Annotated in this window: 14 protein-coding genes; 4 read left to right on the top strand and 10 right to left on the bottom strand. The window is 65.4% G+C overall.

Annotated features, from left to right (window positions below):
- Window positions 1-263 precede the first annotated feature (263 nt).
- From KUV81_RS15615 to KUV81_RS15605, 3 genes are all read left to right on the top strand, one after another.
- Complete coding sequence (locus tag KUV81_RS15615; protein ID WP_222544828.1) at window positions 264-1517, top strand: dicarboxylate/amino acid:cation symporter; 1254 nt, start codon at window positions 264-266, stop codon at window positions 1515-1517.
- Between the two features lie 116 nt (window positions 1518-1633).
- On the top strand, window positions 1634-2377 hold the full coding sequence (locus tag KUV81_RS15610) for a ferredoxin--NADP reductase (protein WP_222544827.1): 744 nt from the start codon (window positions 1634-1636) through the stop codon (window positions 2375-2377).
- Window positions 2374-2961, top strand: a complete 588-nt coding sequence (locus KUV81_RS15605) for a glutathione S-transferase N-terminal domain-containing protein (RefSeq protein ID WP_222544826.1) — start codon at window positions 2374-2376, stop codon at window positions 2959-2961. Before KUV81_RS15610 ends, KUV81_RS15605 begins: the two co-directional genes overlap by 4 nt.
- Window position 2962: 1 nt before the next feature.
- Here the strand turns inward: KUV81_RS15605 and KUV81_RS15600 are convergent, their stop codons facing one another.
- Entirely contained in the window at window positions 2963-3157 is a 195-nt protein-coding gene (locus KUV81_RS15600) for a DUF4250 domain-containing protein (protein WP_222544825.1), read from the bottom strand.
- Window positions 3158-3323: 166 nt separating this feature from the next.
- Between KUV81_RS15600 and KUV81_RS15595 the strand changes: the two genes are divergently transcribed.
- Window positions 3324-5603 (top strand): aminotransferase class V-fold PLP-dependent enzyme, encoded by a 2280-nt coding sequence (locus KUV81_RS15595; protein ID WP_222544824.1) that lies wholly within the window; start codon window positions 3324-3326, stop codon window positions 5601-5603.
- A 61-nt stretch (window positions 5604-5664) separates the two neighbouring features.
- Here the strand turns inward: KUV81_RS15595 and KUV81_RS15590 are convergent, their stop codons facing one another.
- The 9 genes from KUV81_RS15590 to rpiA form a co-directional block, all read right to left on the bottom strand.
- The gene (locus KUV81_RS15590) at window positions 5665-6561 is read right to left on the bottom strand and encodes a YgfZ/GcvT domain-containing protein (RefSeq protein ID WP_222544823.1); all 897 of its coding nucleotides are present in this window, start codon (window positions 6559-6561) and stop codon (window positions 5665-5667) included.
- A 70-nt stretch (window positions 6562-6631) separates the two neighbouring features.
- Window positions 6632-7591, bottom strand: coding sequence for a DUF3187 family protein (locus tag KUV81_RS15585; RefSeq protein WP_222544822.1), 960 nt, complete (start codon window positions 7589-7591; stop codon window positions 6632-6634).
- Between the two features lie 121 nt (window positions 7592-7712).
- Window positions 7713-8090 carry a cupin domain-containing protein gene (locus tag KUV81_RS15580; RefSeq protein ID WP_222544821.1) on the bottom strand — a complete coding sequence of 126 codons (378 nt, stop codon included), beginning with the start codon at window positions 8088-8090 and terminating at the stop codon, window positions 7713-7715.
- Entirely contained in the window at window positions 8060-8563 is a 504-nt protein-coding gene (locus KUV81_RS15575) for a GNAT family N-acetyltransferase (protein WP_222544820.1), read from the bottom strand. Before KUV81_RS15575 ends, KUV81_RS15580 begins: the two co-directional genes overlap by 31 nt.
- A gap of 43 nt (window positions 8564-8606) precedes the next feature.
- The gene (gene serA, locus KUV81_RS15570) at window positions 8607-9836 is read right to left on the bottom strand and encodes a phosphoglycerate dehydrogenase (protein ID WP_222544819.1); all 1230 of its coding nucleotides are present in this window, start codon (window positions 9834-9836) and stop codon (window positions 8607-8609) included.
- A gap of 107 nt (window positions 9837-9943) precedes the next feature.
- Entirely contained in the window at window positions 9944-10507 is a 564-nt protein-coding gene (locus KUV81_RS15565; RefSeq protein ID WP_222544818.1) for a TetR/AcrR family transcriptional regulator, read from the bottom strand.
- A gap of 2 nt (window positions 10508-10509) precedes the next feature.
- Window positions 10510-11901: a coniferyl aldehyde dehydrogenase gene (locus KUV81_RS15560; protein WP_222545033.1), complete on the bottom strand. Its 1392-nt coding sequence runs from the start codon at window positions 11899-11901 to the stop codon at window positions 10510-10512.
- Between the two features lie 177 nt (window positions 11902-12078).
- Window positions 12079-12612: a glutathione peroxidase gene (locus tag KUV81_RS15555; protein WP_222544817.1), complete on the bottom strand. Its 534-nt coding sequence runs from the start codon at window positions 12610-12612 to the stop codon at window positions 12079-12081.
- A gap of 105 nt (window positions 12613-12717) precedes the next feature.
- Window positions 12718-13377 carry a ribose-5-phosphate isomerase RpiA gene (gene rpiA, locus KUV81_RS15550; protein WP_222544816.1) on the bottom strand — a complete coding sequence of 220 codons (660 nt, stop codon included), beginning with the start codon at window positions 13375-13377 and terminating at the stop codon, window positions 12718-12720.
- Window positions 13378-13461 lie beyond the last annotated feature (84 nt).

Below are 13461 nucleotides of genomic sequence, written 5' to 3'. Positions count from 1 at the left end.
CGCATCACGAAAAGGGTTGTAGGCTGCGGTCTGGCCCTTCCCCGGCAGCAACGTCCTGTATAGCTTGCTTTGGCGAGATCATTCACTGTCATATGGCGATTTGGCAGTTGGGGTGTTTGCGAGCTGGCCCACCGCCCCCCCTGTTGTCCCGGCGCCGAGGCCAGTAGACTTCACTGTCACAACATCAGACTGGCGTGAAATAAGCCAGCACGCGGATGCGTCAGCGCGCATCTTCACCCCAAGCAGCCAAGCCGTGACAGACTATGCAATCACACTCCCTCTCTAAGAAGATCTTCACCGGCCTGTTTTCCGGACTCCTCATCGGGGCCCTGATCCAGGTCTTCCTCGCCGACGTGGCCTTTTTCAGCGACACCGTGGTGGGCCTGGCCTCCATGGCAGGTGGCATGTTCGTCAACCTCATCATGATGCTGGTGGTGCCCCTGGTGTTCGTCTCCATCATCAGCGGCATCAGCGAGCTGCCCAGCGCCAACAGCATGGGGCGCCTGGGGGGCAAGACCTTCGGCCTCTACATCATCAATACCCTGGTGGCCATCTCCGTGGCCCTGGTGGTGGCGTTGGCGCTGCAACCGGGTAAAGGGGTGGAACTGCCCCACGTGGGCGACATGGCGATCACCGCCACCGAGCTGCCCAGCATCAGCGGCCTGATCATGGACATCGTGCCGCGCAACCCCATCGACGCCTTTGCCAGCGGCAACATGCTGCAGATCATCTTTATGGCCCTGCTGCTGGGCTTTGTGATCAAGTCCCTGGGCAAGGAGATGGAGGGGGTGGCCGCGGCCTTCCGCAAAGCCAACACCATTATGATGACCCTGATCACCCTGGTGATGAAGCTGGCCCCTTACGGCGTGTTCGGTCTGATGCTCAACCTGGGGGCCACCCTGGAAGCCGGTACCTTCCTCTCCGTGGCCGGTTACATCGGTCTGATTGTCAGCCTGCTGGTGCTTTGGCTGTTCGTGGTCTACCCCATGGCGGTCGGCGCCCTGACCAACATCAGTGCCGCCGAGTTCCGTCGCAAGACCCGTGAGCAGGTGATGTTCTCCCTCTCCTGTGCCAGCTCCAATGCCACCATCCCGGTCACCATGCGCACCCTGACCGAGAAGCTTGGCGTGTCCAAGGCCACCGCCGGCTTCGGTGTGCCCCTGGGCGCCACCATGAACATGGGTGGGGTGTCCATCTACATCACCATCGCCGCCTTCTTCCTGGCCAACGCCTTCGGCGTGTCCATCACCATGGACCAGATCCCGGCCCTGGTGGCGGCGGTGTTCCTGCTCTCCGTGGGTGCCGGTGGCGTACCCGGTGGCGGTGCGGTGATGATCGGCGTGCTGATCCACCAGATGGGTCTGCCGGTGGAAACCGCCTTTGCCCTGGTGATCGCCGTGGACCGCATCATCGACATGTTCGTGACCTCCGCCAACGTGGTGGGTGACGCCGCGGTGGTCACCATCGTCGACAAGAGCGAAGGCGACGTGCTGGCGGCCGAGGCCAGCCGCACCTGAGGGTGCCGCTAAAGGTCTGACCAGATTGACAAACCCCGCGTTTATGCGGGGTTTTTCTTTGTCTGACAGGGGAGTATGCTGAGACTTCAGCACAGAAAGCAGCCAGTGAGGGATGAATGAGCGCTTGGGTTCAAGGTACCGTGGTTGAGCGGATCGACTGGAACGACAAACTCTTCAGCTTGAAGGTGGACGCCCCGGTCCAGCCTTTCGTGGCCGGCCAGTTCACCAAGCTGGCCCTGGAGCAGGGCGGCGAGCGAGTGCAGCGCGCCTACTCCTTCGTCAACCCTCCCGAGGCGGAGCACCTGGAGTTTCTGGCGGTGACCGTGGAGGAGGGGCAGCTCTCCCCCCGACTGCAGGATCTCAAGCCCGGCGACAACCTGATGGTCAGCCCGCGCCCCAGCGGCTTTCTCACCCTGGACGAAGTGCCGGCGGGTCGGGAGCTGTGGATGTTCGCCACCGGCACCGCGGTGGGGCCCTTCCTCTCCATCCTCCACAGCGAGGATTGCTGGGACCGTTACGAGAAGTTCATCCTGGTGTACGCCGTGCGCCACCAGGCGGATCTGGCTTATCTGGAACCCATCCGAGCCCTGGAGAAGGCCCATCCGGAGCAGTTTCGCTTCGTGCCCGTGGTCAGCCGGGAGTCGATGGAGGGGGCGTTGCAGGGACGGATCCCGGAACTGCTTAGCCGCGGGGCGATCCAGGAAGCCGCCGATGTGCCCATCGCCCCGGCCCGCAGTCAGACGCTGATCTGCGGCAACCCGGACATGATCCGCGACACCCTGGCGGTGCTTGAGGGGATGGGGCTGCGCAAGAACCTGCGCCGCACTCCCGGCCAGATCACCATGGAAAAGTACTGGTGAAACTCTACGCCTCCGATGCCTCTCCCTACGCCCGGGTGATCCGCCTGCTGTGGCGGCAGCTGGGCATTGAGGGGGTGGAGGAGGTGATGGTGAACCCCTTCGAGCAGGACGCCCTGCTGCGCCAGGCCAACCCCCTGGGCAAAGTGCCCTGCCTGATCACCGATGAGGCCAGCCTCTACGACAGCCAGGTGATCGCCCACTACCTGGATCAGCACTGGGGCCAGGGCCGCTTCCATGCCGCCCTGGCGGACGATTGGGGCCTGGCGGTGGACAATGCCCTGTTGCAGGGTTTGATGGACGCGGCGGTGGCCCTGCGGGTGGAAGCCACCCGACAGGCGGAGGGGAGCCGCTCCGCGTTCTGGTGCCAGCGTCATCGTCACAGCCTCAGTGAGGGGCTGGCCAAGCTTGCCAGCAGCAGCGAGCGCTGGCCGGACACCGGCATCCTCTCACTGCGTCTGGTGGCCCTGTTGGAGTACCTGGACTTTCGCCACCCTGAACTGGCCTGGCGCACGGCTCAGCCCACACTGGCCCGCTGGCTTGAGCGTCAAACCCACCCGAGCATCGAGGCCACCCGGCCCCGCTGAATCAATCCGCTTTGAACTGGTTGCTGGTGGCCCGGTAGTGGTAGCCCAGCGACGCCAGGCGTGACTCCAGCTCCAGACTCTCCATCCCAAGCTCGGCGGCCAGGTCCGCCAGGTTGCCGTGCCCCAGCCGCAGCCGCTCGTTGACGATCCCCAACAGGATCGCCGGGTCCATCTGTTGCGCGTTGAGTATGTCCATCTGGGTTTCCTCCCTTGCCTCTGCCTAAGGGTAGTGCGGCGCCGTTTTTGCGACCAGGATCACGTTTTGGGTTCACATCGACCTAACGGGGCGTTAATATTTCCCTTCGGAATTTCATATTCCCTAGGGTTATTAAAACATGCACGACGTGCAGCCGGAGCCTTCGATGTCACAACAAGAATTCTACCTGGACAGCAATGCCACCACCGAGGTGTTGCCGCCCATCGCCGAGGCGGTCATGACGGCCCTGACCCAGGAGTACGGCAACCCCAGCTCGTCCCACATCACCGGGATCCGGGCCAAGGCACGGATGGAGCGCACCCGGCAGCTGGCCCGGCAGGTGATGGGGGCCGACAGCGGCAAGGTGATCTTCACCAGCGGCGCCACCGAGGGGATCCAGACGGCGGTGATCTCCGCCCTCCAGGCGGCGCGCCAGGCGCCCCTGCCGCGTCGGCCCCTGCTGCTCTACGGGGCCACCGAGCACAAGGCGGTGCCGGAAACCCTCAAGCACTGGGCACGGCTGTTTGATCTGCCCGCCGAGGTGCGGGCCATCCCGGTGGACGAGCGTGGCCGGCTGGATCTCGAATTCATCGCCGAGCACGTGGACCGGGCGCTGATGATCTGCACCATGGCGGTCAACAACGAGACCGGCTGCTACCAGGACCTGGCGGCCCTGGAGCGGGCCATCCGCACCCACAACCCCCAGGTGCCCTGGATGGTGGATTGCGTCCAGGCCCTGGGCAAGCTGCCCCTGGCGCTGACCGCCACCACCATCGACTACGCCCCCTTCAGTGGCCACAAGCTCTACGCCCCCAAGGGGATCGGCTGGCTCTACGTGCGCGAGCAGGCGCCCTTTACTCCGGTGATCGCCGGCGGCGGTCAGGAGAGCGGCTGGCGCAGCGGCACCGAGAACGGCGCCGGGATCGCCGCCCTGCAGGCCCTGTTCGAGATGATGCTGGCCGAGAGCGGTCCCCTGGCGGATCATCAGCAGCTGCTGGCCTACCGTCAGACCCTGGTGGCCACCCTCAAACGTGCCTTTCCCGAGCTGGTGTTCAACCAGGATCACGACTGCTGCGTGCCCACCACCTTGAACTTCTCGGTGCCCGGTTTCTCCAGCAAGGAGCTGATGGACCTGTTCGACGCCGCCGGGATCCGGGTCAGCTCCGGCTCCGCCTGCTCCTCCAAGGTGACCCGCAGCTTTGTGCTGGACGCCATGGGCCTGCCGGCCTGGCAGAGTGAGTCCGCCATCCGTCTCTCCTTCGGTCCGGCGATGACCGAGGCCGAGCTGACCGCAGTGTGCGAGCGGATCGAATCCGCGGTGGGGGCACTGGCCACCAGCTGTCTGCTGGAGAGCGATGCGGTGGAGGACAAGTTTGGCCTCAAGGGGCTCATCCAGCTCAAGGCCGGCAGCAGCTGCTGCTGGCTCTACGTGGATCCGGACAGCGATCGCTGCGTGGTGGTGGATCCCCTGGCCAGCCTCAATGAGCGCCTGGAGCGGCTGATCCGCTGCCAGGATCTGGTGCCCGTGGCGATCCTGGACACCCACGGCCACGCCGACCATGTCTCCAGCGGCGTGGCCCTGCGGGCCGCGCTGGCGGATCGCATTCCCGAGCAGTACCGGGCGGTGGACGAGCTAGGCTGGCCCAACGACTGTGGCACCCGCCGTACCCTGGGGGATGGCCAGGTGATGCCGGCGCTGGATCTGGGCAGCAGCGTGCTGGTACGCGCCCCGCTGCCGGGCCACACCGACGACTCCGTGGGGCTGTTTCTCAGCCGCGAGGGCCGGGACACCCTGGTGGGGTCGGACATCGACTTCGCCTTCTGTGGGGACACCGTGCTGGCGGGCACCCTGGGCCGCACCAACTTCACTAACAGCCAGCCGTCGGCGCTCTACCACAGCCTGGTGCACCTGAGCGTCTGGCTGAGCCCTGACACCCTGATCTGCCCGGCCCACGACTACCATCACCAGTTTGCCACCTCCCTGGCGGCGGAGTGTCGTCAGGGCGGGCTGCTGAGCCAGGTGATCGAGGGGTCGCTGAGCGAACGGGACTTTGTGGTGCGCAAGGCGCGACTGGACGAAGCCCTGGTGGATGAGCCGGGCACCGAACTGTTGTGCGGCGCCGATACCGGCAGCTGCAGCGCCGAGCCGCCGGTGGCGGAGATAAGCTCAGCGGATCTGAAGCGCTGGCAAAGCGAGGGTCGGGTGATGGCGGTGGTGGACATCCGTGAGCCCCACGAGTTTGCCCTGAGCCCCGGCGCCGGCATGGACAACGTGCCCCTCTCCCGCCTGGTGGACTTCGTGGCCCAGAACCGATACCGGCTGGAGAGCGATCCCCTGGTGCTGATCTGTCGCAGCGGCAGCCGCAGCCAGCTGGCCTCGCGGAGTCTGCGACGTTTGGGGCTGGGCAACATCGTCCACGTGGTCGGCGGCTACGCCCTCAGCTGAGCCTCCGATAAGGCATAAAAAAGCGCGGCTCAGGCCGCGCTTTTTTCTTGGTTCGTGGGGCTTACGCCGGCGTTTCTTCGCCAAACAGCGGGTAGGGGCGGGGCACCAGGGTCAGGGGCGTCTCCCCCATGCGGAAGGCGGTATCCGGGTCCAGCTCTTTGCTCATCACCGCGGTGATCACCATCTGCCCCTGCCACTGGGCCTTGGCCACCAGGGCACCGGCCCGGCGCCAGTTCTCGCCCATTTGCATCTGCAGCTCCCCCTCGGCGGGGGCGCCGGTCAGGATGTACAGCGCCCGCTTATTGCCGCCGCGAAAGTGCATCCGGGCCACGGTCTCCTGGCCGATGTAGCAGCCCTTGTCGTATTGGATCCCCCCCAGGGCATCGAGGTTGAGCATCTGGGGCACAAACTCCAGGGATTGTTCGGCGTCGAACCAGGGGTGGCCCCGGCGCAGTTCGGTACTGAGCCAGAGGGCTTCCTCCGCCCGGGGCAGCTCGGCCAACGCCGACGGCAGCGAGGCGCCGGCATCGAGCAGCAGGATGGCGCTGTCGCCGTCCACCAGGGCCAGGCCTTGATCCAGGGCACGCAGGGGGCCCTCGCCGGGCAGCAGGCTCAGGGCATCGCTGCCCACCAGGGCATAGCGGTCCAACTGCGCGCCGGCGTCGCTCAGGGTCACCTGGTTGAACACCGCGTACTTGTTCAGCGCCGGCAGATCCTGCTCCAGTTGTCCCTGGGGCATCAGCATCAGCACGTCGCCGTCCCGTCGGCACAACCGGAAGGCGGCGATCAGTTTGCCCTTGGGATCGCAGTGGCCCCCCCAGCTCCATTGCCCCTCGGGCAGCTTGGTCAGATCGCAGGTGAGCTGACCCTGGAGGTAGCTCTGGGTGTCCGGCCCGGTGGCACGGATCACCCCCAGCTGGGAGAGGGGAATGAGCGTCGGAGAGAGTTCGGTGGACATAGGGGCCCCGCTAAAGATGGCTGTGGCTGGGATTGTACTCCGCTGGCGGTAAATGAACAGACCCCGGGGTTCAGCCCGGGCCGAAGCGACCGCGGTAACCCAGGGTGAAGGCGATGTCGGTGCTGTTGTCCATATTGAACACGTTTTCGATCATGGTCAGCTCGATGGCGCCGTTGTCGAGGTGATAGCGGTAGCCCAGCAGCACCTCGTGGGAGACGCTGTCCAGCTCTTCGACGTCGTCGGTCTCTCCACTGTAACCGTGGTACTCCAGCATCAGGCTGTGGTTGGGGTGGAAGCGGTATTGGTAGGCGACGCCATACATAAAGGCCCAGTCGTTGATGCCGATGCCGCCGATGGTCTGCCCTTCGCCTCTGTGACTGGCCCCCAGGGTGACGTAGGCCCGGTGGCGCTCGGAGGGGGCGAAACGGTAGTTGACCTGGGCCAGCTGCTCGAAGCTGCTCACCTCAAACGGGCCGCTGTTGACGTGGTTGTAGGAGAGCCCCACGCCGGTGGAGAGGGCGTGTCGGGCGTGATCCAGCCACTGGTAGCCCAGATAGCCGCTGACCATGTTGGTCAGGGTCTCCCCCTCGAAATCCTCCAGCAGCACTCCGTATTTCTCCGAGCTGACGTGGAAGCGGTGCTTGGGCACCTGGTCCCGGCCGTTTTGCGGGATGCCGAAGAAGTCGTGGAAGCCGGCGGTGAGGCTGTCCAGGCCGTTGTCCGCGGCAAAGCGGTACTGGTACCCCAGCTCCAGCTCCCAGCGCTCTGCCGGGGCGTAGCGCAGGGCGACATCCAGACTGTTGTGGTAGTAGTCCATCATGTAGTCGGGGGTTTCCGCCCAAACGCTGGCGGCGGTGGCCGACACCGAATAGGCCCACTGGCCGGCGGCCAGCTGCTGGGCGTTGCGCATCATGGGGGTCAGGCTCTGGGCCTGCATGGGGGACTGGGCCTTGACCAGCAGGGGGCCGTAATCCTCCGCCATGGCCAGGGGAGCCAGGGCCAGCAGCATCAGGGGCAGGATGGGTCGCATGACATTGTCTGGTAAGAAATATTGCGCGCAAGTATCCCATGGGGTTAAGCCCAGGCCCAGCGAATGTAAGCAAATGTTTAGATGGATGCGATGGCGGGTCAGTTTCGGTTAAGGCCGGCCCTCAGGCCGGCGCTTCGGCCAGGGTGCGATCCCCATGACTGGGCGGGGTGGAGATCACCAAGCAGTGAAGGGGCTGGCTGCTGTCGTTGCCAAAGCGGTGGGGCTGACCAGGGAGGACCTGCAGCCCCTGTCCCGGCCCCAGGGTGTGCACTGTGCCCGCCACCTCCAAGGTCGCCTGGCCCGCCAGCACGTAGAAAAACTGCTCCGCCCGGGCGTGGCGATGGCGGGTTTCCTGACAGCCTGGGGCCAGGCGCTCCTGGATGACGCTCAGCTGGGGGCTCTTTGCCAGGTGCCAGCCTTCGCCCCCGCTCCCCCAGAGGTAATGGCCCAGGGTATCGCCATCGGTGCTTACCGGGTGCGGTAACGATGGACGGTCCATCCGGCCTCCTGATACTGGCACTGCCACACCAGCCCCAGCTTTTCGATGATCCGGCGCGAGGCGTGGTTCTCGGCCACCACCTCGGCGTAGATGGGGTCCAGCTTCAGCACCTGTTGGCCGTAGTCTAGGGCCGCCGCGGCGGCTTCGGTGGCCAGCCCCTGGCCCCAGTACTCCGGCAGCATGCGGTAGCCCAGATCCGGTCCGCCCAGGTGCGGCTCGTACTTGAGGCCACAAAAGCCGATCACCCGCTGGTCCGCCTTGTGCACCAGAGCGTAACGGGCGTAGCCGTGGCGTCGATACTCCGCCAGCCAGATGTCGTTGATCACTCGCTGGGCGTCCGCCAGGGTAGCAATGGCGCCGGCGTCCCCGGTGTAGCGGGTCACCTCGGGCACACTGAAGGCCAGCACTGCCGCGGCATCCTCGGGGGTAAACTCCCGCATCTGCAGCCGGGGGGTGTCGATTTTGATGGTCATCCCTGTCCCTCAATAAAAAGGCCGGCGAAAGCCGGCCTGGGGTTCAATGGAGCAGCCGCGCCCGGATGGTGCCCGGGATCCGCTTCATCTGTTCCAGAGCCTGTTCGGCCTGGTCGGTGTCCACGTCCATCACCACGTAGCCGATCTCGGCGGTGGTCTGCAGGTACTGGGCGCTGATGTTGATCCCCTGCTCGACGAAGGCCTGGTTGATCTGGATAAGGATCCCCGGCTGGTTGCGGTGCACGTGCAGCAGGCGCGAGGTGCCGGCGTGGCCGGGCAGGGAGACCTCGGGGAAGTTGACGGCGGAGAGGGTGGAGCCGTTGTCGGAGTACTTGACCAGCTTGGACGCCACCTCCAGACCGATGTTCTCCTGGGCCTCCTGGGTGGAGCCGCCCACATGGGGGGTGAGGATGACGTTGTCGAACTCGGTCAGCGGGCTGACAAAGGGGTCGTCGTTGGACTTGGGCTCCACCGGGAAGACGTCGATGGCGGCTCCGGCCAGGTGGCCGTTGGCCAGCTGCTCGCATAGGGCGTCGATCTGCACCACGGTCCCCCGGGAGGCGTTGATGAGGATGCTGCCGGGGCGCATCGCCGCCAGCTCCGCCTGGCCAATCATCTCCTTGGTGGCCTGGGTCTCCGGCACGTGGAGGCTGACCACGTCGGCCTGGCTCAGCAGCGCCTCCAGGCTGGCCACCTGGTGGGCGTTGCCCAAAGGCAGCTTGTTCTCAATGTCGTAGAAGCGCACCTGCATCCCCAGCCCCTCGGCCAGCACCCCCAGCTGGGTGCCGATGTGGCCGTAGCCGACGATCCCCAGCACCTTGCCCCGGGCCTCGAAGCTGTTGGCGGCGGACTTTTGCCAGACGCCACGGTGGGCCAGGGCGTTCTTGGCGGGGATCCCCCGCAGCAGCAGCAGGATCTCCCCCAGCACCAGCTCGGCCACCGAGCGGGTGTTGGAGAAGGGGGCGTTGAACACCGGGATCCCGGCCATCTCGGCGGTGGTGAGGCTGACCTGGTTGGTGCCGATGCAGAAGCAGCCGATGGCCACCAGTTTCTGGGCCTCGCTCAGCACCCGCTCACTGAGCTGGGTGCGGGAGCGGATCCCGATAAAGTGGACATCGCGGATCTTGTCGATGAGGTCGGCTTCCGACAGCGAGCCCTTGAGGGCCTCCACCTGGCTGTATCCGGCCTGGGTAAACACCTCCTGCGCCCGGGGGTGGACCCCCTCCAGCAGCAGCACCTTGAGTTTTCTCTTATCGAACGACAGCTGATCCATGAGTTCCAAACGCTCCTAAAAACCGGGCTGACAGCATATCAGAATGTCCGTCTGGATGGCCAAAAAAGGCGCAGCCATAGCGTCATAAAATCAAACGATTAGCGATATCAATGACGGGCCATGCTGAGCCAGAACAGGTCGAAGGCGGCGTCCCGGTAGTGGCCATCGCCCGCCTTGTCCGGATGGTCGATAAAGAACTGGGCGGCGGTCATGAACTGCCCCTGGCACTGCTCCAAAGCCAGATCTTCCGGCACCGGCCGCAGCCGGCCCTCGGCTTGGCCCTGGCGCAGCAGCTCGGGAATAAAGCCCAGGATCTCCAGCATCGCCTGACGCTTGAGATCCCCATCCTGGCCCGGCCTGTGGTACACCAGACTCATAAAGCGCAGCGACTCCGGGTGGGCCAGGGCCCAGTCCATGCCCCGATCCCAGTACTGACGGGCCCGCCCGGCCAGGTCTCCCTCCCCCTGCTCCAGGCGCATCGCCTCGGCCAACTGGGTTTTGACGTTCAGGTAGAGTGCCGACACCAGCTGAGCCTTGCTGGGGAAGTGGTGGAACAGGGTGCCGGTGGCCACCCCCGCCGCCTTGGCGATCTGGGCGGTGGCGGTGGCGCCGATCCCCTGGTGGACGAACAGCTCCAGGGCCGTCGCCAGGATAAGATCACGTTTGCTCATGGTCAGTCTCGCAGGAAGAACTTGAGCATCAGCTTCTGCAGCGGCTTGCCGTAAGGGGGATGCACCAGTCGGCCGGTGTTGATCTTGCCCCGCTTGAGCACCGTCTTGGCCTTGGTAAAGGTCAAGAAGCCCTCGTGGCCGTGGTAGTGGCCCATGCCGGAGGGACCGATGCCGCCGAAGGGGGCGTCCTCCGCCGCCACGTGCAGCACGGTGTCGTTGATGCTCACCCCGCCAGCGTGGGTCAGGGCGAGTACCTTCTCCTGCAGGTCACTGTCGAAGCTCATCAGGTAGAGCGCCAGGGGTCGGGGCCGGGCCTGGATGTAGGCGATGGCGTCGTCGATGCTGTCGTAGGGCACCAGGGGCAGCAGGGGACCGAAGATCTCCTCCTCCATCACCCGCATGCCGTCACTGACGTTGGCCAGCATCACGGTGGCCAGGCGATGGCGCTCGTCGTCCCGGTAGTTGTCGATGGCGGGCAGGGCCACGGCGCCTTTGTGGGTGGCGTCCTCCAGGGTGTCGATCAGCCGCTGGTACTGGCGCGGGTTGACCACCGAGGTGTAGTCGTCGCTGGCCAGGCCCTTGGGGTAGAGCTTGGCGAAGTGGGCGCGGTAGGCGGCCACAAAGTCGTCCATCTTCTGGCGCGGCAGCAGCACGTAGTCCGGAGAGGTGCAGATCTGTCCGGCGTTAAGGCACTTGCCCCAGATCAACCGCTCTACGGCGGTGTCGATGGCGATGTCCGGACCGATCAGGGTGGGGGATTTGCCCCCCAATTCCAGGGTCACCGGGGTCAGGTTGTCGGCGGCGGCGCGCATCACGTGCTTGCCCACCGCGGTGGAGCCGGTGAACAGCAGGTGGTCGAAGGGCAGGGCGCTGAAGGCCGCCGCGGCCTCCGCTTCCCCCTCGATCACCGCCACCTCATCCTCGTCGAAGGCGTCCGCCAGCAGGGCTTTGATCGCCCGGTTGGTGGCCGGGGTGAACTCCGACAGCTTGAGCATGGCCCGGTTGCCGGCGGCCAGGACGGTGATCAGCGGGCCGATGGAGAGCATCACCGGGAAGTTCCAGGGCACCAGGATCCCCACCACCCCCAGGGGTTGGTAATGCACGGTGACGCTGGCGGGGCTCAGCAGCAGGCCCGGGTTGCGGCGGGAGGGCTTCATCCACTTGCCCAGCCGGGCCAGGGTGTAATCGATGTTGCCGACGCAGGGCATCACATCGGAGAGCAGGGAGTCGTAGCGGGCCCGATGGCCGAAGTCCTGGCTCATGGCATCGCACAGGGCGTCCTGGTGCTTCAGCAGGGCGGCCTTGAGGGCCTTGAGCTTGGTTTTGCGGGCCTCCAGGGAGGGCATGGGCGCGGCGGTGTAGGCCTTGCGCTGGCGGGCCAGCAGGGCGTTCATCTGGCCGGGGTGAAAGCCCAGCTGTGTCGGGTCGTCGGTGGCGCTGATGGGGGTGGTGTGCTCGCTCACGGTGATCTCCTGCTCCCTGATGAAATAACATTCGACTGATTGGTCGGTCTAAAGATAGCCAAGAAAAAACGGCGCCGCAAGGGGGCGCCGTTTTTCCCTGAATTCCGGTCAGGAACCGTTCAAGAGTTTCTCGATGGCATCGGTGATCTCGGGATCATCGGGGTCGGTCTTGGGTGACCAGTACTCCACCAGGTTGCCCTGCTGGTCCACCAGGTACTTGTAGAAGTTCCACTTGGGGGCCCCGCCCTGACGGGCCAGCTCCGCAAACAGGGGGTCGGCGTCACTGCCCCGCACCGAGGCCGGGGTGAGCATGGTGAAGCTGACCCCGTAGTTGCGATAACAGACGTCCGCGGTTTCCGCTTCGTCGTCCGCTTCCTGGAAGAAGTCGTCCGAAGGCATGCCGATGATCACCAGGCCCTGGGGGCCGTAGGTCTGATGCAGGGCTTCGAGCTGCTTGAACTGGGGGGTGAAGCCGCAATGGCTGGCGGTGTTAACCAGCAGCACCGCCTTGTCGGCGGTCAGGGCGCAAAGGTCCACCTGTTCCTTGGAGTGCAGGCGGCGCTTCTCGGTGTCGAGCCAGTCCGGGCACTGGGCCAGGGCGGGGGCGCTCAGCGCCAGCAGCAGGGGTAGGGTGCGAAACATGGTGGGCTCCTTGCCGTTTCAGTCTGTCCGAGGTAAACGAAACCGGCGGGATGATGGATCACCCCGCCGGTTCAGTGTGCCGCCAATGCGCGTCGAAAGCGAGTCTTACCCCTTGACGGTTTTGACCCCCTCCGGGGTGCCCAGCAGCAGCACGTCGGCGCCACGGCGGGCGAACAGGCCGTTGGTGACCACGCCCACCAGGTTGTTCAGTTGGGCTTCCAGGGCTTTGGCTTCGGTGATCTCCCAGCTGTGCACGTCCAGGATCTGGCAACCGTTATCGGTGATGCAGCCTTCCCGGTACACCGGGTCGCCGCCCATCTTGACGATCTCCCGGGCCACGGCGGAGCGGGCCATGGGGATCACCTCCACCGGCAGGGGGAAGCGGCCCAGGGTGTCCACCAGCTTGCTGCCGTCGGCGATGCAGATGAACTGCTTGGCCACGGAGGCGACGATCTTCTCCCGGGTCAGGGCCGCGCCGCCGCCCTTGATCATCTCCATCTGGTGGTTGATCTCGTCCGCGCCGTCGACGTAGACCGACAGCTCACTGACACTGTTCATATCGAACACCTCGATCCCCAGGGCCTTGAGCCGCTCGGTGGAGGCCTCGGAGCTGGAGACCGCCCCCTGGATCTGGTCCTTGATGGTGCCCAGGGCGTCGATAAAGTGGTTCACGGTGCTGCCGGTGCCCACACCGACGATGCTGTCGCGTTCTACGTATTCCAGCGCGGCCCAACCGGCGGCTTTTTTCATGGCGTCTTGGGACATGGGGATTCTCCAGAGGATTTTTGCCGCGATTATAGTGCGATGGCGCGACGCTGTCGCCCCGGTTGGCGGAATTACAGGCAGAAA

This window comes from Ferrimonas balearica, assembly GCF_019802085.1.
In the GTDB taxonomy this organism is placed as follows: Bacteria; Pseudomonadota; Gammaproteobacteria; order Enterobacterales; family Shewanellaceae; genus Ferrimonas; species Ferrimonas balearica_B.
Note: the sequence above shows the minus strand (reverse complement) of the source record. Positions and strands in the feature narration are given on the sequence as shown.